Source organism: Glaciecola sp. HA4-3, assembly GCF_055693685.1.
The window spans coordinates 228,780-248,495 of sequence record NZ_CM146340.1; the positions used below are offsets into that span (position 1 = coordinate 228,780).

Below are 19,716 nucleotides of genomic sequence, written 5' to 3' on the forward strand. Positions count from 1 at the left end.
AGATATTAGATCTCAGGCCAAAAGTTTAGTTTGTAGATTAGTTTAAGCAGGAGGTAGGCGATTCTTAAGAACAATCACAAACCCACTAGCTGCAACACCAAGTCGATCGGTTTTAGGTATGGCAAGGATATGGTGCGAATTACCAATGGGCGTCACTGAAATATCCTGATTATTTAATATAGTATCTGCGTCACCTTCAAAACTTTGCAATACAGTCCCATCAACACCACTATATACATCAGCTCTGCCAGCACTGGTAACACCATTTTCATCACTCCTAGTATCTACAACGACATAAAGGTTATTTGGTAGGGGAAAGACGCCGTCAATACCCAAAGTGCCATTGATCTTGTTAGAAGTAAGTGGGCTGCCTATTGCTGCTCCTGTTGTGCCATCAAATAAACGCACTGAACCATCGTTGACTTGGTTTACATCATCAAGAGGTGAAATAACTACATAGTTATTATTATTGAGGACAAGGCTTGGTTGACTTGCTGTATCTGAATCTTCAGAACCTACGAAAGTACTAATTGTCGCGCCAGAGTCGCCATTTACAAGCGCGACTGCGCCCCGGTCTCGATTAAAACGAGGTGAGTTAATGATATAATTATTGTTAGGTAAAGCATAAACTCCCGCACGACTAATACTATCTTGGTCTTGACTACCAACTATAGCATCACCAATAGTTCCAAAGGTTGTTCCCGAAAAAAGCTGAGAAAATCCAGCATTGGTGATACCTTGAATTTCGGTCAGCGCCGCGCTTACTACAAAGTTACTATTAGCAAGGGGAACAATACTGCTACGAGAGCCACTAACAGAAGAGCCTAGCTGTGAGTCATCAGATGGACCATCAAACTTAGAGATGACTAAACCTGTAATTCCGTCTACCAGTGTAACAAGGCCGTTATCTTGTAATCCTTCTGTGCTAGCTAATCTCGAACCAATTACGAAATTACCGTTGGCTAGTAGCTTGCCACCATCTAAGCCAAAGTTGTTTTGCGCATCACCAAAAATCGTTTGTATAGGTTGTCCGCTGCTACCGTTTACCATCGTGACCGAACCACCATTATTGACATTTGGAGCAGAAGCATCAGGTGAAAAATAAACGAAATTATTGTTAAGTAGCGCCAATAAACCTGCAGAACCAATACGGTCTTGAGCATTTCCTGTCAAACTAGTACCGATTAAAGCCCCCGTAGACCCATCATGCAAGTTAACTATTCCTGCGTTTATCCCTGCGCCATTTGGAAGATCAGCAATTGGAGAAGCGACTGCATAATTACTATTGTCTAAGGCTAAAACCCCTCCACTTGACAAAAAGTCTTGGGCGACAATTCCTGTTTGCCTAGTGCCAATCAGCGCACCACTTGTTCCATTTCTTAATTGATAAGCACCCAGATTAAGATTGGTCCCGTCTGTATAATCTGGAGAACTTATAACAAAATTACCATTAGCTAATGGATAAATACCCCCGCTACCTAGACGCTCTTCTCTAACAGTACCTTGTATCGTAGGCTGAATTATTTGTCCAGTTTCGCTATTGATAAGCATAACTAAACCAACATTATCGACTCTAGATCCACCCAAAGGCCCCTGACTTAACTTATCTGCAGCTGGAGAGCTAATTACTACATTGTCGTTACTGAGGACTTTAATATTTTGCTCAGCATTAGACCCAAGCCTTTCGTTTGATGTCGCTCCATAGAAACTGGTAATTATGTTCAGTGTCTTCCCATCATATAAATGTACTGCGCCTGCTCTGGTTCCATTAGTTGAGTCAAGTGGCGAAGTAACAATGATGTTATTATTTGGCAGCACTATAACGCTTTGTCCAAAATTACCGTTGTTAAATGGACTTGGATTAATTAATTCGCCTTCAGCTATACCAACGTCAATAGTATAACTTTGCGTGTCTGATACTGTTATTTCACCAAGACTATTGCCTGTAGTAGTAGTCGCACTAACATCGATGGTAGAGTCTTCATCGTCTACTAGATCTGATACGGGCACCAAAAAAGTAAATGCATTATTCGCAATGGAAGTTTGCAAGTTTGTGTTGTTGACTGATAGTACTGCTGTATCGCCGTCTCTAAGGTCACCACTGGTAGTGCCACTAACCGTTATTGGATTGCCTGTATCTATTTCAGATTGGTCTATAACGTTATCATCTGTAATCGATGAGTCTAGAAAAATCTGCGCTTCTACTTCAGGTTCCAGCGTGTAGCTCAAGGAAACATTTGCTGTTTGTTCTCCACCGGTATTCCCTGTCGAGGTGGTCACACTGGCTTCAATTGTCAAATCCGCATCATCTTCAAGCTCATTGCCCAATACGTCAAAAGTAAAGATGCCGCCGCTTGAGGTACTTGTTAATGTCGAACCATTTACCATTAGATTGATAACATCACTATCAATGACGTCACCACCTACTGTTCCGGTGATAACAAATTCTTTATTATCATCTAGCTCTTTTCGAGTGAGAAAGTTATCTGAGGTGACATTCTCTAGACTAATTTGTGCCGAAATAGCTGGTTCAACAGTATATGACTCTGAGTCGTTAGCAGTAGCTTCTCCATTAACATTCCCAGTACTGGTAGTAACGGACGCTTCTATTGTTGTGTCGGAGTCGTTTTCTAACGCGTCCACAGGCACGTCAATACTAAACGTATTTGTATCGACACTTCCCGTATAGGTCTGTGCATTTACAGTCAAGGTAACAACATCTCCGTTTGCTACGTCACCCCCGGGTGGTTCCGCTAATCGAAATAGGAGTGCCAGTATTTATTTCGGCACGTGAGACGATATCATCATCGGTAATATTATCGTTAAGACTAATTGATGCTGTTGCAGGTGGAATAGGGTCGGGTTTTGGTGGCTCGGGCTCGCTACTACTTCCTCCGCAAGCTGATAAAATAGTTACCGCGCTTAAGCCGGCAAAACAAACACGTAGACATGACGTTCTAAAGATTCTCTTCATTTTGTATCTCTTTTCATTACACTCTAAAATAATGCTTGAGTATATTGATTAGAGCTGACAAGTGAGCGTAATTCCTTCTAATGAACTAGTAGCTGGTACTATTGTGTTTCGCGCCTTTGATACATCCCTCAACAGTGTTGAAAACTTTTAGATAATTTAAGTCTCATTTTTTATTATTGAAAGTCGTCAAAAAGCAGAGGTATTTAACTCAATCAAAAATAGGTTTTAAAGCCTAGTTCAACGGTTTGTTGTGAAACAAGATCAAATGGCAATCTGCCCGAGGAATATGACGCAAAAATTCCCGATGGCGTCGATACACTAAAGGTGCGCAAGTGATATTTATCTAAGTTAGCCGTTTGCACGATGGCTGATGGACTAAGTTCTTGATGGGTTTGATAGCTAAAACCAAGAAAGTATGGCTTTTTTGTGAGTTGCGCAATTGGCATCCATAACGATACTTCTCCTGATAATCTAGAATACGATGAGCTGTCTCCTGCTATTGCACGCGGGGTTTCTGAATTTGGATTAACCTCATCAATAGCGATGCGCACGGAAGGAACGACACCTAAGGACCCTATGAATGAAGTGTTGTCCCAAGACTCGTATCTAGCAAAAGCAAAGGCAGAAATAATACTATTTTGTGCATCAAGTGCTTGGTCGCTTTCAAAGCTTGCATCTATTCCATATTTATAAAAGGTAAAGCCTCCTAGAGGTTTTGTAACATCATCCATGACCGCCCAAAATTCGTCCCGAAGTGCTTGATTATCGATATCTTGTGCAAAACGATAAGCTGCTTGGGTGACAAAATCAGGTTGGATAGGCACTTTGGTGTACGAGCCTCCTAAAAAGCTTAATTTAGCTTCTATTAGGTTTCTAGGATTGCTTTTGGCATCTTGTGTAATAAATCCCTTTGAATTAAACGAAAGAGACCAATATTTAACCATGTCACTGTTTTCGTCATCGGCCAAATAATTTCTATTAAACTCTTTGTCATAGTTAAAACTTAAACCGACAACAGAGTCTGCGTCTTTAACATCAACTACTTTAAGTTCTAGCAATAATGACTCATCTAGCTTCGATTGTAACAAGCCAGAAGCGTTTATTAGCTCTACCCACATATCTTTTGACTTCAAATTTTCTTGTAAATTTTCAACCAAGATACTTTCAAATTCAGCCAGTCTTGATTCACTTTCTGCTTGTTCAATTGAATCAAAAAAGGTCTCAACAAAGCTTTCACATAAGATAGTCGGTAAGCGATAGTTTTCACATGTTTCTAATGCTTTATTTTTTACGTTCTCGATAGTAGGAAAGGCTGGATTCTGCGCATTGACTTGCAAGCAAAAAAGCATACCAACAAAGCATGACAAATATGCAAAGCGTTTCATTATGCAAGCTCCCCTTTAAACAAGTAATGCGAGTCTACGATGTCACCGGCACTTTTTAGTTTTTCATCCGCATTAGCCAAAATATTGGTAAGTGCTTCAATGGCATTTGCTTTGGCTTGTTCTTTGTTTATGTCTTCGCTTATTTGCTCGTAAGTTGTTTTGTAAATGCCAACAAAAAACATATCTAGTTGCATAGCAACCGCTTCGGCATTACCTTTACGCATAGTTTGTGATGACCATAGGTGCAGTTTTCGTGACAACATCCATATCCCAGTCACCACCTTGTGCAAATTTTACAAAAGGTGCATGTTGCAAGGTGTCTTTATGCAGAAAGGTGATAAGTGCCCATAAAGATGTATGGGCGATATTATTTTTGCTCCAACTCATTTTGTTCTCCCTGTTTAAACGCAAAAATCCTGTAAATTTTGGTGACAAGCCGGCTAAACCACGAACAGCTAATGTGAAATTAGCCTGTCAAATCTATGGTTTCATTCTCTTGGCGTGAAGTCACAATAGAATAAATTTTATACAGTGTAAAGGATGTTAAATAGATGAGAATTAAATGATAGATTTGACAGGGTTTCACATTTGTGTCAAATCTACTTTTGGTGCGTTTATTAAATAGAGATAATCATGAATAAGGAAATCAAGGCTCCGGCCTTAAGCGATGATTTAGCTTCGGCTGTAGTGACGGTAAAGGTAGAGCAAGACACCGTCTTTAAAGCGCATCAAGTACTTTTTGAAATCGAAACTGACAAGGTTGTATTGGAAGTTGCTGAACCCTATGAAGGCCAGATACAAACGTTATTGGTTAAATCCGGCGACCAAGTTGCCAGTGAACAAGTGATGGCTATTGTTAAACTTGATGAAAGCACATATCAGCCTCAGCAAGACCGCCTAGCGCCGCCGACGGATAATAAGTCCTCCACAATGATGGGCTTTGTAGCTGGTGGGATTGCGCTAATGATGTTGATAGCGCTTATTGTAACGACTATAAAGTCTTAGCGCTTACACCTAAACAGATTGAAGTAAAGCCTTACATTGCAAGCGCTTAACATCACTGACTATGAACAGTTTTCATTGAATACTTGATCAAGAGAAGGCATAGTCGATGCTTAACTTAAATTCTCTTTATACTTGTGGTTGCGTGCATGTCCTTACCTGTTTATCAAAACTTCATTGATGGTCAATATTTGTCTAATCAAAGTGGTCAGTGCTTTGATGTTGTAAATCCTGCTACGGCGAAGGTTATCTATCAAGCTGAAATAGCAGATGAATTTGTCAAAAATCAGGCAATGAAAAGTGCGCAAAAAGGCTTTGCGCAGTGGTCTGCGATGACGGGTATTCAGCGAAGTCGAATTTTACTACAAGCCGTATCTATTTTACGTAAGCGCAACGATGAACTAGCTGCGATTGAAGTCAATGATACAGGTAAGCCTTGGCAAGAGGCTTGCGTTGTTGATGTGCACTCTGGTGCTGACGCAATTGAGTTTTTTGCAGGTCTAGCCCCTTCAATTGAGGGCAATCAACAGCAATTGGGTTCGGATTTTTACTACACTCGACCAGAGCCTTTGGGAATTTGTGCAGGTATTGGTGCTTGGAATTACCCTTTACAAATAGCGTGTTGGAAAGCGGCTCCCGCGCTGGCCTGCGGCAATGCCATGATTTTTAAAGCTTCTGAAGAAACGCCGCTTGGGGCGCTTAAGCTTGCTGAAATACTCCATGAAGCTGGTGTTCCAGCAGGCGTTTTTAATGTTGTTCAAGGTGATGGGGAGCTAGGTGAATGGCTAAGTCATCATCCAGATATTGCTAAAGTATCTTTTACCGGAGAGGTAGAGACAGGTAAAAAAGTGATGAAAGGAGCGGCCTCTAATCTTAAGGAAGTCACGATGGAGTTGGGCGGTAAGTCACCTTTAATTGTGTTTGAAGATGCAGATATCGAAAATGCTATATCAGCGGCAATGTTGGGAAATTTTTATACACAAGGTGAAATATGTACAAATGCAACCAGAGTATTTGTGCATGACTCTATTCATGACCGCTTTGTTAGTGAGCTGCTAAGCCGAGTTAAACGCAATATAATTGCAGGCGATCCGATGAATCCAAAGACCAATTTTGGCGCCTTAATATCAGCTAAACATCAAGCAAAAGTGTTATCAGATGTCACAAAAGCAAGCAGCGAGGGTGCAAAGCTTATTTGCGGAGGTGACACAATGAAGCCCGATGGCGCGCGCAATGGCTTTTTCTTTGCGCCAACCGTGTTTATTGATTGCCATGATGACATGAGTCTCTGCAAGCAAGAAATATTCGGGCCCGTTATGGCTGTATTGCGTTTTAATCACGAAGATGAAGTTATCCGTCGAGCAAATGACACTCATATGGGCTTAGCTGCAGGCGTTTTTACAAAAGATATTACAAGAGCACACCGAGTTATACATCAATTACAAGCAGGTATATGCTGGATAAATAGTTATGGTTTATCACCCGTTGAAATGCCGGTGGGAGGCTATAAACAAAGTGGTATTGGCCGAGAAAACGGTATGGCAACACTTCGTCAATACACGCAGTTAAAATCAGTCTATGTTGGGCTACAAGCTTTAGACAGTCCATTTTAAGCGATGGTTTCTTCATTTGACTACATAATTGTTGGTGCCGGTTCTGCAGGTTGTGTAATGGCAAATCGGCTTAGCGAGGATAGCCATACTCGCGTGTTATTGGTTGAAACAGGGGGTAGCGATAAAAGTATATTTATCCAAATGCCCACTGCCTTATCTATTCCCATGAATACCAGTAAGTACGCTTATCAATTTGAGACACAAGCTGAACCTTTTTTGAACAAGCGAAAGATGCACTGCCCTAGAGGTAAAGTGCTAGGTGGTTCATCGTCTATAAATGGAATGGTATATGTAAGAGGGCATGCAAAAGACTTTGAACAATGGGAAGCATCTGGTGCCAAAAATTGGGGATATGCTCACTGCTTACCCTATTTTAAAAAAGCGGAAAACTGGGCTTTTGGTGGCGATGATTATCGCGGGGATCAAGGTCCATTGGGCGTAAATAATGGAAATCAGATGCAAAACCCTTTGTATCAAGCATTCATTGACGCCGGTTATCAAGCTGGCTATAGCATCACACAAGACTACAATGGTAAAGAACAAGCTGGGTTTGGTGCGATGCACATGACGATAAGAAATGGACGACGCTGTTCCACGTCAAATGCTTATTTACGACCCGCTATGAAACGCAAAAATTTAACTGTATTGACTCGTACAATTGTTCATAAAGTGTTGATGAAAGATAAAAAAGCAATGGGAATTCGAGTACAAAAAGGTCGCAAATACCAAGACATCTATGCTAACAAAGAAGTCATTTTATGCGCAGGTTCAATAGGTTCTCCTCAGTTGTTACAACTATCTGGAATAGGCCCTAAAAAGGTGCTCGAACACGCTGGTATCGCCTGCGTCCATGAGCTTGCTGGTGTGGGAGAAAATTTGCAAGATCATCTTGAGTTTTACTTTCAGTTTAGATGCAAAAAGCCTATTACACTTAACGCAAAACTAGACTGGTGGAGCAAGTTTAAAATTGGACTGAGGTGGATACTGACAAAACAAGGCTTAGGTGCGACCAACCATTTTGAGTCTTGTGGTTTTATCTGCTCTAACAAAGATATCCAATGGCCTGATTTACAATACCATTTCTTACCAGCCGCGATAAGGTATGACGGCAAAGAAGCATTCAGTGGGCATGGGTTTCAAGTCCATATCGGACACAATAAACCTACAAGCCGCGGTGTAGTAAGAGTAAAGTCTTCATCAATACATGACAAACCAGTAATACAGTTTAATTACTTATCGACAACAGAAGATATCAAAGCATTTAGAGCTTGCGTTAGACTAACTCGAAATATCATCCACCAAGAAGCACTAGGTGACTATCGTGGAGATGAGATTCAACCCGGTAGTAATATTGTAAGTGATGAGCAAATTGATGCCTTTGTTAGGCAAAATGTAGAAAGTGCTTATCATCCAAGTTGTTCCTGTAAAATGGGGGATGACGAAATGTCTGTTGTGGATCACGAAACAAAAGTACATGGTATTGAGAGTTTGAGGGTGGTGGATGCATCTATTTTTCCAACGATTCCTAATGGTAATCTCAATGCACCAACAATCATGGTTGCTGAGCGCGCAGCAGATATCATTAAAGAGCAAGTGCTTGCGCCCCTTGGCACACCATAAAGGGTAAAAGAATGAAATATATAATACTATTGAGCGTGCTGATATTAGGCGGATGTAAGGCCACTGAAGGGATTTCAGTATATTCCTTAAATAATAATGATCTAGAGTCTGTACTCGCTCGACAGGTCCCTAAGTTCAACAATGATTTGAGCTTAATGGGCTTGCCAGTAGAGTTTGCAGTCACAACATTGAATGTTGAAATAGGGCCACAGCAACGCGATGTCGTTATGCTGGATATTGCAGCAAATGCAAACATATCTGCACTGGTCTTTAAATATCCAATCACAATGGCATTAAAAGTTGAGGGGAGCCCTTTTTTTGATAGCAAAGAAGACGCTATATATTTGCGTAATATGAAGCTAATTAATGCTCAACTTGATGCTGGGAATTATAAGGGTAATCTAGCGGCCCTTAATGAGCAAGCGCTTGCATTTATTGATGAATTCTTGAGCCAAAATCCTGTTTACCGTTTAGACAAAAACAATCCTACGATGGCTGTGTTAACTGCGATACCTTTAGACTTACAAATAAACGAAGGCGCATTGAGGCTTGTACCAAGGCTATAGGAAAGTGCAAGGTTTGGTGTATAAAAAAGGCTTCTGGATAAGAAGCCTTTTGACTTGGTCTAGGGAGTTATTAAATTAGGTAAGTAGGTACTAAGTGGTGCATACATTGCCACCATAAATAGCACAATGATCATGCTGACATATAACGGCAGCATTGGTTTAACCATCTTTTCAATCTTTGTTTTAGACACTGCACAGCTTACAAATAAGATAGCGCCCACTGGCGGAGTACATAGGCCAATACATAAGTTAAGTATCATCATAATGCCAAATTGTAAGGGGTCGATACCTAGTGAAACTGCAATGGGTAAAAAGATAGGGGTGAAAATCAACACAGCAGGTGTCATATCCATAAATGCGCCAATTAACAGCAGTATTAAATTAATGATAAGCAGTATCATTAATGGATTTTCGCTGATAGTTAATAGGGCATTTGTCAGGTCTTGTGGGATGCTTTCATACGATAACACCCACGATAAGGCCGATGAAGTAGCAATTAGAAAAAGCACAATTGCTGTGGTTTCAATCGTTTTACTTAAAATCTCACTGAATTTTGTTAAGTCTATCTCGCGATATACACCAGCGGCCAAGATAAATGCATAAATAACGGCTATTGCGCCTGCTTCTGTTGGTGTAAATACACCTGAGATAATGCCACCCATGACAATAAAGATTAGCGCTAAGCTTGGTACTGCTTGCCATACATAAGTCAAAACGGTTTTAATCGGTAAGCGTTGTGAGCTAGTAAAGCCTTTGCGTTTTGCATAAATTACACAGCACACCATTAAGGCAAGCGCTAACAGTAATCCAGGAATATACCCAGCTAAAAACAAAGCAGATATTGAAACGCCGCCACTGGCAATAGCATAAATAATTAAAATATTACTAGGGGGTATCAACAAGCCTGTTGTGGATGCCGCTGCGGTAACAGATGCAGAAAATTCTGGACTATACCCCGCTTTTTTCATTTGCGGCACCATAAAACTCCCTATTGCAGATGTCGCAGCAACGGCAGAGCCAGAAATAGCGCCAAACAGTGTACAAGATAGCACGTTTACTAGCGCTAATCCGCCAGGGAAAGCGCCTAACAGAGCCATCGCGCAATTGATTAAACGTTTCGCAATCCCACCTTGTGCCATGATTTGACCAGACAAAATAAAAAACGGAATTGCCATTAAGGCGAAGCTATTTACCCCGTTAGTCATCCTTTGCGCAACGGTTGCGGCTGCAGGGAAAAAGTCGATGGAGCTTACCATGAATATAAAGGTAGATAGACCAAGCGCAAATGAAATTGGCACGTTGATAAAAAGTAGTAGAAAAAATAGACATAAAAGAAAAAGAACGGTCATTACTGCTGTCCCTCTTGAGTAGACGCTTGTATATCATTTGATGGTTGTGCTTCAAATGGCGTTACAATTCCAATGATTGAGTAGAATAAAATCAGCACTCCGCTGACAGGTACAACCGAATATATCAAACTGATATCGATACCCATAACAGGAGATGATTGGCCAAGTTGCTCAGTCATATTCATGAGCAAGTACCCTCCAATAATCATCACACATAGTGCAAAAAAGCCTACACATAGATGAATAAATTTATACATCCACCTTTGATAAGTCTCACTTGCTTGGGAATACACCATATCTAAACCAAGGTGGCTATTATGGCGATATGCATATACACATCCCAATAAGGTGATCCAAATAAGCAAGAATCTAGCGAGCTCTTCGGTAAATGAGCTAGGATCATTGAGCACATAACGAGAAACCACCTGCCATGTAACAACAACAGTGACAAGCAACAACAGAGCTTGTAAAAAGCGAATTAGGCATAGATCAAGGACCTTAAGCGCTGCATTAAGTTTGTTCATCGTTTGGCCTCAATTTTATCCAAAATCTCACCAACAGGAGTACCAGTAAAGCTATTCTTGAATTCTTGTACACTGTTTTGGAAAGGTGTTTTATCTGGGTATATGATATTAATACCAGCCGCATCCAGTGCGTCTAGTGCCACTTGTGTTTCTGACTTCCACAAAGCACGTTGATAAACTGTTGTGGTCTTCATTGCCGTTTCAATCCACTGTTTTTCTTGTTCGCTTAGTTTGCCCCACACTTTTTCACTAAACATGACAATACTCAGGAATAGTATTGTGCTCATCTAGCGTGAAGTTTTTACATATTTCGTAGTGTCTTGCTTTGTAGTAAGTAATAGGACTATTTTCTGCGCCATCAACAACGCCTTGTTGCAATGCTGTATACAGTTCACCAAAAGAAATTGGCGTGGCAGAGGCTCCTAATGCTCGCATCAAAGACACCGCCGATTGGCTTTTCATCGTTCTAATCTTCATGCCTTCTAAATCAGTTGGCGATGAAATGGGTTTAGGGCATGTATAAAAGCTTCGGCTGCCGGCATCAAAGAATGCTATTCCTCGTAAATCTACCGCCAATGGAGATAGTAGTAATTCTTTACCTAAGTCGCTTTCAATTGTGCGCCAAAAATGAGCTTCGTCATCAAAAACATAAGGTAGGCTAAATACTTGCATTTGAGGAACAAATGCTTCTAATGGGCCAACTGATACTTTGGCCATCGCTAAGCTTCCAATTTGCAGCAGTTCTATTAAGTCGCGTTCAGTTCCTAATTGACCACTAGGGTATATTTCAAGATCTAACTTACCTTGTGACACCTTAGAAAGTTCATCTTTAAAATACACAAGTGATTTGTGAACAGCGTGTTCTAAATCAACTGCATGACCAAGTCTAAGAATTCTTTTTTCATCAGTTTGCGCCTTTGAAAACACTAGTATTCCAGTGGCAAATGCACCTAAAAAAAGAAACACTAAGAGGATTTTATAGCGAGCCAACATGGGCATTATCCTTACAATAAGCAAAATTCAGTGCAAAGACTGAATCGTATAAATAAAAGCTCAAAAACAACAGAGCATCGTTTTATCTATGAAAACAATAAGCCGCCATTAATGTCGATATTGGTACCCGTCATATATGATGAATCATCACTGACTAAGAAACTTACAAGCTTAGCCACTTCTTCTGAGCTGCCTTCTCGTTTTAAAACAGTAGAAGCAGCTACATTCACGCGGACCTCATCTTTTGTAAAGGTATCGTGAAAACCTGTGCTGATCATTCCTGGGCAGACACTATTGACTCGAATATCAGGTCCAAGTTCTTTTGCTAAGCTTCTTGTAAATGTTGTAACGGCACCTTTTGATGTTGCATATGCAACCGCTCCCGGCCCCCCGCCATCCCTGGCAGCTTGGGATGAAAACGTAACAATACTACTACCTTTATTTAAATAAGGTATTACGGCTTTAGACATTAAAAATAATGATGTTAAATTAACGTCCATTACTTTAGTCCAGTGTGAAACATCCATATCACTTACCGTATAGCGTCCGACTAATCCACCTGATACATGCACTAAAGCGTCAATTTTGCCAAAGCATTCAAGAGCAGTGTTCACAGTTCTATTGACATCGTCTAATTGAGTTAGGTCTGCTTGTAGCATCTGTGCGTCAACACCTAAGCCCTCAATAATACCCAACACCTTGTTAGCTTCAGATTCGCTTGAGTGATAAGTAAATACAATTTTTGCACCTTGTCGGGCTAAGTCTATGGCACAGGCTGCACCGATATCACGACCGCCTCCCGCTACAATTACTACTTTATCTTTCAATGACATATTGGTCTCCTACAAGAATCAGACCAAGCAAGATTAGAATCTTACTTGGATACCAGCAAACACTCTTGGTCCATAGACATTAATTTCAGAAAAATTATCGCGAGCTGGATTAGATTGCTTTCTTGGCTCGTCAAATAGGTTTATTGCTTCAAGTGATACCTTAACATTTCGATTTACACGATAAGACATACGTGCTTCAAATACTTCAGTGTCATCGATATATCGCAAATTACCTTAGTGTGGATATGAACTGTTGAAAGTACTCGTCTCTATACTTATAGTTCAATGAAGCATTGAATCCACCGTCTGAGTAATATAACTGCGCAAACATTACGTGCTTGGATAATCCAAACAATTCAGCTGGGTCAACAATACCAACACGCTCTATTGCAATGCCGTCATTTACAATGGTAGAAGCACCAAACTGTGCATCTTCAAACTCAAAGTCAGACTCAGCATAGTTATAGCTGATTTTGACTCCTAAATTATTGAAGTACTCTGGCAAGTATGTGAATGCATGAGTGGCAGTAATTTCAGCGCCATATATTGCACTGGTCTCGTTAGTGGTTTGAGTGGTTGTCACAATCGTATCAATTGCTTGACCATCTACGGTAAAGGTTTCTGTTTGAGAGGTATTTTCAAAGCCACCTTCAAAGCTCTTGTAATAGGTACTAAGTGCTAACAAGGTATCTTCATTAGCATACCATTCTATCGCCAAATCGGCATTCCAAGCAGTTAGTGGTTGTAGATTTGGGTTGCCGTTAGCATTCGCTAAACCAATAGCGGTAATTAAAGTATCACCAGAGGCTTCTTCATCAAGACCTGAAAAAGAGCGACCAAAACCTAAGTCTGATGGGTCTGGACGAGAAAGCGTTCTGTATAAAGCGCCTCTTAGCAAGACGTCATCTGACAAATCGACGATAACATTTACACTAGGCAATATTTCAGAATAGTCACTGCCACCAGTTACTTCAACTAGCTCACTATTGTCAGGGACGATGTTTGTTAACGCCCCTTCAGTATCAAACACTGCAGTTAGTGTGCCTCTTAGGCCAACTGAAGTGACTTTGGTATCTACAAAACGCACACCAAAGTTGCCTCGTACGCCATAGTCACCGACAAAAGTGTCATAATCTGCTTGTAAGTAAAATGCGGTTGTTTCTTCTTCTACGTTAACATTTGAAATCTGTTGATTGGGCTGAGGAATGACAATATCACCACCAATGACTCCTTGGGCTAAACACGCCGCATCAAAGGTCGCGTAAGTATTGCCTGTACCAGCAGAAATAACGTTTCCGTTATCATCAACATTGGTAATCAAAGGTTGGCCACCTGAAACGGATGATAAAAAGTTAGCTTCTGGGAAAACATTATTACGACATTCTTGACTGATTGCAGCAATGTCCGCATCAGCAATGGTGTACTCGTCGCGAACCCTTGGCACACTGTCAAATTCAAGCTTAGATACGCGAACCCCCGCTTTAATCTGGGTAATTACCTGCATCTGTGGGATGTATTCTAAGTCAGTTCTAAACGCATCTATTTTGTTATTTCTAAATTGGTTTAAGTCGACGCGTGTTCTTGCTGCATCAGCATATAAATCGTGATTATTTACATCAAAATTTTGTACAGTAAAGATAGGAATATGAGAGCCGTTCTGGCCTATTTCAATCGCTGTTTCTACTCGGCCATTATTTGCGGCGCTAAGGCACATCGTTTCCGTTAATGTCTACCGGTTCAGACTGTAAACGCGTTTGGAATATGTTTTCTCTACGATTAGTTTCAGAGCTTGATATATCAGCGCTTATTTTTAAGCTTTCATTTATGTCGTAAGCAAATGAGAGGCCACCGCCTGTATATTCTTCAATTCTTTCTTGGAAAATAGAATGAGTTTCAATTCGTTGTTCATTTGTTTTTGATAACACAGCGCCGCTTTGGGTGACGATCAAATCGCCGGGTAAACGGTCGCTTAATGGTACGTCTGGTGAATCTATGCGTCTGTTTTCTGCAAATACAAGATCGTTTCGATTCTCCTGGAATGTTCTATCAGAACTTTGGTAATCCAAGTTAAATTCCATATCTTGATTTGGCTGCCATTGCAAAGCAACAAATATTGATTCTCTGTCATCATCAGTAATGTTCTGGCGATATGAATATGAGCTTGGCACAAATACTACTGGCGTGTTTGCATCTGGTGCTACACCAGAATCAGGATTGACGCGTAAATCAAGTCCATTAGAGTCACAATTGCCAGTTGAGTATACGCCTCTGCCAGGTTGTGAAGGGTCATTTGCACAATCTCTCCAACCACTAGTTGTTCTGGCTTCTTGTTCTGGGTTGGTCGCTTTGTTCGATTGAATGCCGATAGAAATACCGATTTCACCTAACTTGTCTGTTTCAAATTGATCAATGTAACTTGCAGTAAGACGAGACCCCAAGTCTCTGGCTGGATTCTCTAAGTTGTCAGAGTCAGGGTTCCAGTTACCTTTAAATTCCGCTTGAATTCTGCGCTTACCGAAATCTAAAGGCTTAACCGTTTCAAGTTGTATTTGCCCAGACACGCCACCTTCAATAAGGCTAGCTTCTTGAGTTTTATATATCGCAATTTTGTTGAATAACTCAGATGGAAATTGTGAAAAGTTGACAGAGCGGTCACCACTACCATTAGCGGCCTCTCGACCATTCATCACTGTGCTACCAAGATAAGGGCCTAAACCACGAATTGAGATTTCTGTCGCGCCGCCTTGTTCTCTATGAGATGAAGCACCAGTAATGGATTCGATCGCTTCACCAATTGATAAAGCAGGCAGTTCGCCTATATCGTCAACCGATAGTCCATCTACGATGGTAGTTGACTCTCGCTTTATATCGATGGCTTTTTGAATAGTACGACGCGCTCCGGTAACCTCAATGACTTCGGTTGTTGCATCATCAGCTTCTTGTGCAGTGTTATTTGTTTCTTGTGCATAAACAGCACTGACTGACAGCAATGCACTTGCGCATAGGCCTGAGCTAAGTAAAGGTTTCATTTTTGATGATCTAATTGCTTGATAGAGTTTGCTCACGGGCGTGTGTATTTTCATTATTTTCCTCGTCCTAGTCCTTGTAAACAACTTGCTATCAGTATGTAAACAATCATTGCGACAATTGTCAACCTTTAAAAAGACCAATAGTTAAATTAATTATTACCAAATGTTAAAATATTGGTAATACAAAATTTTTTATGGCATATTGATTTTGGTCTAAATGGTGTCTCAAAAGGAGAAAGGCTCTCATGAACTTGGAAGTGAAAAAAGATTGTCTGGCGTGCAGCAAGATATTTGTTAATAAAGTTTTTACATTTACGCCAATCCGAGGTCTTATTTTAAGTGCATTTTTAGTCTTAATTTCAACAGCAACGTTTGCAAGTGTTGATGTGGTAGACAATGATTTAAAAGATGGCGTTTTACTAGGCGATATCGATGCATTAGATCCAAGCTTAAAGCCTTCAGAAAATTTCGATTTACTTGAATGGCATCTTACACTTCCCATCGACTCAAACAAAGATGACAAAGCCGACACTATACATGAGCCCTATCTTGCCAATGGTTTCGAATTAAAGCCGCTTTTCTTTACCGCTGAAGATGGTGGTTTGGTATTTGTCGCGCCAAATTATGGCGCCAAGACGTCAAAAAATACTAAGTACACTCGAACGGAATTGCGAGAGATGTTGCGCAGAGGCAATACACGCATAAAAACTCAAGGCGTAAATAAGAACAATTGGGTGTTTAGTTCGATGCACCGTAAAGGGCAAAAAAAGCAGGGGGAGTCGACGGTACGCTAGATGTCACTTTATCGGTAAATAGGGTATCAACCACCGGTGACATTAAAAAAGTTGGTCGCGTTATTATTGGCCAAATCCACGCAATTAAAGATGAGCCTGTGCGCTTGTATTATCGCAAGCTGCCTGATAATGAGTTAGGTTCGATTTACTTTGCCCATGAAATTAATGGGGGAGACGACCAATGGGTGAATCTTGTTGGTTCTCGTTCACACACACTTGAAAACCCAATCGATGGTATTGCTTTAAACGAGCTGTTTAGCTACCGCATAAAAGTAGAGGGTGATTTGTTATCCGTCACATTGATAAGGCAAGGAAAACCAAATGTGACTCAGACATATGATATGAGTGACAGTGGCTATCACCGCTCAAATCAGTACATGTACTTTAAGGCTGGCGTATACAACCAAAACAATACCGGGGATAAAAATGATTTCGTTCAAGCTACTTTTTATCACATTGAAAACAAACATCATGGCTATGAATTTTAACACGCTTATTCGTAAACAAAGAGCGTTTAACCAGTTTCAGAATTAAGTACAAGTAAATAAATGTTAATAAAATGTATTTTTTTCTGGTAATAATTTAAATGACATGTTTACATACCAATTATTAACAAAATCTCGTTTTTGGTAATAATTAAAATTAATATTTGGTAAGTTTATAATTTAAGTTTACCCACTATTTGCTAAAGATACCTCATGGAGAACATTATGAAGAAGGTAAGCACACTGACTTTATGTGCATTAAGTTTCGCGCTAACTGCCTGTGGAGGCAGTGATTCAGAAGAAAACCGAAGAGGCAGCATCAGTATTTCTGGTACTGCTTTGGAAGGTGAAACACTCACTGCTAGAGCAAGTGATCCAGATGGTATCCAACAATCAACCCTCGTATATAGGTGGCTTGTAAATGGGCAGCAAATAGAAGATGCACAAGGGGAAACCTTCGTCCTAACTGCAGCACAAGCAGGCGAGCAAGTTTATGCTTCTGCGGTATATACCGACACCAAAGGATTACAAGAGTCACATACGTCAGCCTTAAGTGACGTTGTAGAAGCATTAGCAGTAAATTCGCCTAAGTGTGCTTAGTATTCAAGGTGCTCCGACGGTCGACCAGACCTTAAGTGCACAATTAACAGATGGAAACAACATATCTGGTGACATCAGCTACCAGTGGGCTGCAGATGGCAATGACATTGATGGCGAAACATCAAGTACCCTAGTCTTAACAAGTACGCTTGAAGGTGCACAAATTACTTTAACGGTTAGCTACATTGATGATGATGAATTTAGTGAAACAATTACCTCAGACCCAGTTGGCCCAGTTGTTAGTGCAGCAGTAAATACGCCGGCGACCTTAAGTATTGCAAATTCAGATGTGCTAACAGTTGGCGCGCAAATAGACCTTGATTTAGTTGATCCCAATGGCAGCAGTACTGCGGTTTACGTATGGATGGCAGACGGTGAAGTTATTGCTGATGCTGTTTCATCAAGCTTTACGCCAACGGCAGATCAATTAGGTAAAGTATTGTCGGTATCAACAACATACACTGATGACGACGGTTTTAGCGAAGATGTATCGTTTGAAGCACAGGGTATAGTATTTTCTACTGTTGTGAACAATCTTGCTGAGCTCATCTCTACCAGTGCATCTGCTCAGGATGGCGATATTATTGGGCTAAATAGCGGTGACTATGATAGTAGCGATGATGTTGCTAATGAAATTACGTTAGCGGCGAATAACAGTTCAGTAGTGTTAGTGAACGATAGCACAGCTAGCCTGTCTGGGAACTTGTGCTTACACGTCTCAGGTGATGACATAACACTTGATGGTTTGTCATTTTCAGGAATTTCTTTACTCGACTCTTCTACTTGCTCAAGCAACGGCCCAAGCGCCATATATTTGTCTGGTAGCAATATTGTTTTTCAAAACAACAGTATTATTGATGAAGCAGCAGCTAACGGGCTTAGTGATTTTGTTTGGATTGGCGTAAAAGGGGTCAATAACTTGATCACTCGCAACCTTTTTTCTGACACAACACAACAACGTGACAAAGAGAAAGGTGCCGTAATCTCTATCTACAATAATGATGATGCAGATAGTCAAGAAAACCATGTTGTAAGTTATAATTTGTTTAAAGACTTTGGGTTTGCGGGCTCCGATAGTGACGGTTCAAGAAGCAGCAGTTCATATATGATACAGGTGGGTCGCTCAACAGGTTCTTCTTCTCAAGCTGATGGTTTAAACACGGTTGAATTTAATTTATTCACTAACGTTAATCTTGACCGTCGATATATGCGCGTCCAGTCGGGTAACAATGTCATCTCTAATAATACCTTCTTAGATGGCTCCGGAATGATTGCCTTAGAAGACGGTAACAATAATACAGTGAGCAATAATATTATTATTAATACCGGTGAAAATTCTGACGATGGTGGCATCAGCTATGGTCCATATGGACATACTATTACCAACAATTACATTGCAGGCTTGCGCACAACATCGGGTGACCGTGGTGGTATTTTTGCCAATAGTGACATATTAGATGGCTCAGGTAATAGAACTGCAACCCCAGCGGTCGTTACTATTGCCAACAATACAATTCTTAACAGCCGTGAAGCGATTGAATTTGCCTCTAAAGAATGTCTTGATTCACAAAACCCAGTTGCCTTTCTTGTCGACTTTGATGACAACCTAGTGGCAAATGGCGAAACGGGTGCGCTTACCGGTAATGAAAATAACGGTGTGGGTCGTGAAGCGTTTCAAGATGACTGTGATATAGACCCTGCGTCTGATTTTGATGGAAATAATATCTACTCTTCTGTTTACACAAACAGCGGCAACAATTTTATGGAATCATTTACAGGTAGCAGCAACAACGTTGTTGGTGCTGAGGGCGGCGCAGATATCGTGGCTGCTAGCAATGGTTTATGGGTTGGACAAAATGCTGATGCAGGCAAAGGTGCTGATGCAAGCGAGTTGATTTTGCTCAGCGAAGATGATGTTGGTCCATATTCTCAAGACTAAGGTTCATACT

The 19,716-nt window shown here is 40.7% G+C and carries 21 protein-coding genes; 8 read left to right on the forward strand and 13 right to left on the reverse strand.

All coding sequences use genetic code 11. From position 1 onward, the window contains the following. Positions 1–42 precede the first annotated feature (42 nt). From ACZ1G6_RS01050 to ACZ1G6_RS01070, 5 genes are all read right to left on the reverse strand, one after another. On the reverse strand, positions 43–2,709 hold the full coding sequence (locus ACZ1G6_RS01050) for a beta strand repeat-containing protein (RefSeq protein WP_472617680.1): 2,667 nt from the start codon (positions 2,707–2,709) through the stop codon (positions 43–45). 25 nt (positions 2,710–2,734) lie between these two features. Beyond that, positions 2,735–2,974, reverse strand: a complete 240-nt coding sequence (locus ACZ1G6_RS01055; protein ID WP_472617681.1) for a hypothetical protein — start codon at positions 2,972–2,974, stop codon at positions 2,735–2,737. Between the two features lie 212 nt (positions 2,975–3,186). After that, positions 3,187–4,359, reverse strand: coding sequence for a hypothetical protein (locus ACZ1G6_RS01060; protein WP_472617682.1), 1,173 nt, complete (start codon positions 4,357–4,359; stop codon positions 3,187–3,189). Next, positions 4,359–4,583, reverse strand: a complete 225-nt coding sequence (locus tag ACZ1G6_RS01065) for a hypothetical protein (RefSeq protein WP_472617683.1) — start codon at positions 4,581–4,583, stop codon at positions 4,359–4,361. Before ACZ1G6_RS01065 ends, ACZ1G6_RS01060 begins: the two co-directional genes overlap by 1 nt. Beyond that, positions 4,576–4,746 (reverse strand): hypothetical protein, encoded by a 171-nt coding sequence (locus ACZ1G6_RS01070; RefSeq protein WP_472617684.1) that lies wholly within the window; start codon positions 4,744–4,746, stop codon positions 4,576–4,578. The genes ACZ1G6_RS01065 and ACZ1G6_RS01070 overlap by 8 nt, the downstream gene beginning before the upstream one ends. 246 nt (positions 4,747–4,992) lie before the next feature. On the opposite strand from ACZ1G6_RS01070, the gene ACZ1G6_RS01075 reads away from it, so the two are divergent. The 4 genes from ACZ1G6_RS01075 (at position 4,993) to ACZ1G6_RS01090 (ending at position 9,160) form a co-directional block, all read left to right on the forward strand. Further along, positions 4,993–5,364, forward strand: a complete 372-nt coding sequence (locus ACZ1G6_RS01075; RefSeq protein WP_472617685.1) for a biotin/lipoyl-containing protein — start codon at positions 4,993–4,995, stop codon at positions 5,362–5,364. 146 nt (positions 5,365–5,510) lie between these two features. Continuing rightward, positions 5,511–6,974, forward strand: a complete 1,464-nt coding sequence (gene betB / locus ACZ1G6_RS01080; protein WP_472617686.1) for a betaine-aldehyde dehydrogenase — start codon at positions 5,511–5,513, stop codon at positions 6,972–6,974. Positions 6,975–6,977: 3 nt separating this feature from the next. Then, positions 6,978–8,594 (forward strand): choline dehydrogenase, encoded by a 1,617-nt coding sequence (betA, locus tag ACZ1G6_RS01085; RefSeq protein ID WP_472617687.1) that lies wholly within the window; start codon positions 6,978–6,980, stop codon positions 8,592–8,594. Between the two features lie 11 nt (positions 8,595–8,605). Next, positions 8,606–9,160: a YceB family lipoprotein gene (locus tag ACZ1G6_RS01090; protein WP_472617688.1), complete on the forward strand. Its 555-nt coding sequence runs from the start codon at positions 8,606–8,608 to the stop codon at positions 9,158–9,160. Positions 9,161–9,219: 59 nt separating this feature from the next. Here the strand turns inward: ACZ1G6_RS01090 and ACZ1G6_RS01095 are convergent, their stop codons facing one another. From ACZ1G6_RS01095 to ACZ1G6_RS01130, 8 genes are all read right to left on the reverse strand, one after another. Then, the gene (locus ACZ1G6_RS01095) at positions 9,220–10,509 is read right to left on the reverse strand and encodes a TRAP transporter large permease (RefSeq protein ID WP_472617689.1); all 1,290 of its coding nucleotides are present in this window, start codon (positions 10,507–10,509) and stop codon (positions 9,220–9,222) included. Further along, positions 10,509–11,033: a TRAP transporter small permease gene (locus ACZ1G6_RS01100; RefSeq protein WP_472617690.1), complete on the reverse strand. Its 525-nt coding sequence runs from the start codon at positions 11,031–11,033 to the stop codon at positions 10,509–10,511. Before ACZ1G6_RS01100 ends, ACZ1G6_RS01095 begins: the two co-directional genes overlap by 1 nt. Then, positions 11,030–11,290, reverse strand: a complete 261-nt coding sequence (locus ACZ1G6_RS01105; RefSeq protein ID WP_472617691.1) for a hypothetical protein — start codon at positions 11,288–11,290, stop codon at positions 11,030–11,032. Before ACZ1G6_RS01105 ends, ACZ1G6_RS01100 begins: the two co-directional genes overlap by 4 nt. Next, positions 11,283–12,026, reverse strand: coding sequence for a TRAP transporter substrate-binding protein DctP (dctP, locus tag ACZ1G6_RS01110; protein ID WP_472617692.1), 744 nt, complete (start codon positions 12,024–12,026; stop codon positions 11,283–11,285). The genes ACZ1G6_RS01105 and dctP overlap by 8 nt, the downstream gene beginning before the upstream one ends. An 86-nt stretch (positions 12,027–12,112) precedes the next feature. Further along, entirely contained in the window at positions 12,113–12,859 is a 747-nt protein-coding gene (locus ACZ1G6_RS01115; protein ID WP_472617693.1) for an SDR family NAD(P)-dependent oxidoreductase, read from the reverse strand. Positions 12,860–12,892: 33 nt separating this feature from the next. Beyond that, the gene (locus ACZ1G6_RS01120) at positions 12,893–13,087 is read right to left on the reverse strand and encodes a hypothetical protein (RefSeq protein WP_472617694.1); all 195 of its coding nucleotides are present in this window, start codon (positions 13,085–13,087) and stop codon (positions 12,893–12,895) included. 1 nt (position 13,088) lies between these two features. Next, on the reverse strand, positions 13,089–14,573 hold the full coding sequence (locus ACZ1G6_RS01125; protein ID WP_472617695.1) for a TonB-dependent receptor domain-containing protein: 1,485 nt from the start codon (positions 14,571–14,573) through the stop codon (positions 13,089–13,091). After that, the gene (locus tag ACZ1G6_RS01130; RefSeq protein ID WP_472617696.1) at positions 14,563–15,942 is read right to left on the reverse strand and encodes a TonB-dependent receptor plug domain-containing protein; all 1,380 of its coding nucleotides are present in this window, start codon (positions 15,940–15,942) and stop codon (positions 14,563–14,565) included. Before ACZ1G6_RS01130 ends, ACZ1G6_RS01125 begins: the two co-directional genes overlap by 11 nt. A gap of 191 nt (positions 15,943–16,133) precedes the next feature. On the opposite strand from ACZ1G6_RS01130, the gene ACZ1G6_RS01135 reads away from it, so the two are divergent. From ACZ1G6_RS01135 to ACZ1G6_RS01150, 4 genes are all read left to right on the forward strand, one after another. Then, positions 16,134–16,682: a polysaccharide lyase family 7 protein gene (locus ACZ1G6_RS01135; RefSeq protein WP_472617697.1), complete on the forward strand. Its 549-nt coding sequence runs from the start codon at positions 16,134–16,136 to the stop codon at positions 16,680–16,682. A 41-nt stretch (positions 16,683–16,723) separates the two neighbouring features. Then, positions 16,724–17,170, forward strand: a complete 447-nt coding sequence (locus tag ACZ1G6_RS01140; RefSeq protein ID WP_472619017.1) for a polysaccharide lyase family 7 protein — start codon at positions 16,724–16,726, stop codon at positions 17,168–17,170. Positions 17,171–17,392: 222 nt separating this feature from the next. Then, positions 17,393–17,767 (forward strand): hypothetical protein, encoded by a 375-nt coding sequence (locus ACZ1G6_RS01145; RefSeq protein WP_472617698.1) that lies wholly within the window; start codon positions 17,393–17,395, stop codon positions 17,765–17,767. Then, a complete protein-coding gene (locus tag ACZ1G6_RS01150) occupies positions 17,760–19,706 on the forward strand; it encodes a chondroitinase-B domain-containing protein (RefSeq protein ID WP_472617699.1) in 1,947 nt (648 codons plus the stop codon). Before ACZ1G6_RS01145 ends, ACZ1G6_RS01150 begins: the two co-directional genes overlap by 8 nt. The last annotated feature ends 10 nt before the right edge of the window (positions 19,707–19,716 follow it).

What these genes read in the sequence shown, in the direction of transcription:
- ACZ1G6_RS01070 (WP_472617684.1), bottom strand. Translation starts at nt 4,746, where the DNA reads ATGAGTTGGAGCAAAAATAATATCGCCCATACATCTTTATGGGCACTT.
- ACZ1G6_RS01145 (WP_472617698.1), top strand. Translation starts at nt 17,393, where the DNA reads ATGAAGAAGGTAAGCACACTGACTTTATGTGCATTAAGTTTCGCGCTA.
- ACZ1G6_RS01135 (WP_472617697.1), top strand. Translation starts at nt 16,134, where the DNA reads ATGAACTTGGAAGTGAAAAAAGATTGTCTGGCGTGCAGCAAGATATTT.
- ACZ1G6_RS01065 (WP_472617683.1), bottom strand. Translation starts at nt 4,583, where the DNA reads ATGCGTAAAGGTAATGCCGAAGCGGTTGCTATGCAACTAGATATGTTT.
- ACZ1G6_RS01130 (WP_472617696.1), bottom strand. Translation starts at nt 15,942, where the DNA reads ATGAAAATACACACGCCCGTGAGCAAACTCTATCAAGCAATTAGATCA.
- ACZ1G6_RS01090 (WP_472617688.1), top strand. Translation starts at nt 8,606, where the DNA reads ATGAAATATATAATACTATTGAGCGTGCTGATATTAGGCGGATGTAAG.
- ACZ1G6_RS01075 (WP_472617685.1), top strand. Translation starts at nt 4,993, where the DNA reads ATGAATAAGGAAATCAAGGCTCCGGCCTTAAGCGATGATTTAGCTTCG.
- ACZ1G6_RS01055 (WP_472617681.1), bottom strand. Translation starts at nt 2,974, where the DNA reads ATGAAGAGAATCTTTAGAACGTCATGTCTACGTGTTTGTTTTGCCGGC.
- ACZ1G6_RS01105 (WP_472617691.1), bottom strand. Translation starts at nt 11,290, where the DNA reads ATGTTTAGTGAAAAAGTGTGGGGCAAACTAAGCGAACAAGAAAAACAG.
- betB (WP_472617686.1), top strand. Translation starts at nt 5,511, where the DNA reads ATGTCCTTACCTGTTTATCAAAACTTCATTGATGGTCAATATTTGTCT.
- ACZ1G6_RS01100 (WP_472617690.1), bottom strand. Translation starts at nt 11,033, where the DNA reads ATGAACAAACTTAATGCAGCGCTTAAGGTCCTTGATCTATGCCTAATT.
- ACZ1G6_RS01125 (WP_472617695.1), bottom strand. Translation starts at nt 14,573, where the DNA reads ATGTGCCTTAGCGCCGCAAATAATGGCCGAGTAGAAACAGCGATTGAA.
- ACZ1G6_RS01060 (WP_472617682.1), bottom strand. Translation starts at nt 4,359, where the DNA reads ATGAAACGCTTTGCATATTTGTCATGCTTTGTTGGTATGCTTTTTTGC.
- ACZ1G6_RS01095 (WP_472617689.1), bottom strand. Translation starts at nt 10,509, where the DNA reads ATGACCGTTCTTTTTCTTTTATGTCTATTTTTTCTACTACTTTTTATC.
- dctP (WP_472617692.1), bottom strand. Translation starts at nt 12,026, where the DNA reads ATGTTGGCTCGCTATAAAATCCTCTTAGTGTTTCTTTTTTTAGGTGCA.
- ACZ1G6_RS01115 (WP_472617693.1), bottom strand. Translation starts at nt 12,859, where the DNA reads ATGTCATTGAAAGATAAAGTAGTAATTGTAGCGGGAGGCGGTCGTGAT.
- betA (WP_472617687.1), top strand. Translation starts at nt 6,978, where the DNA reads ATGGTTTCTTCATTTGACTACATAATTGTTGGTGCCGGTTCTGCAGGT.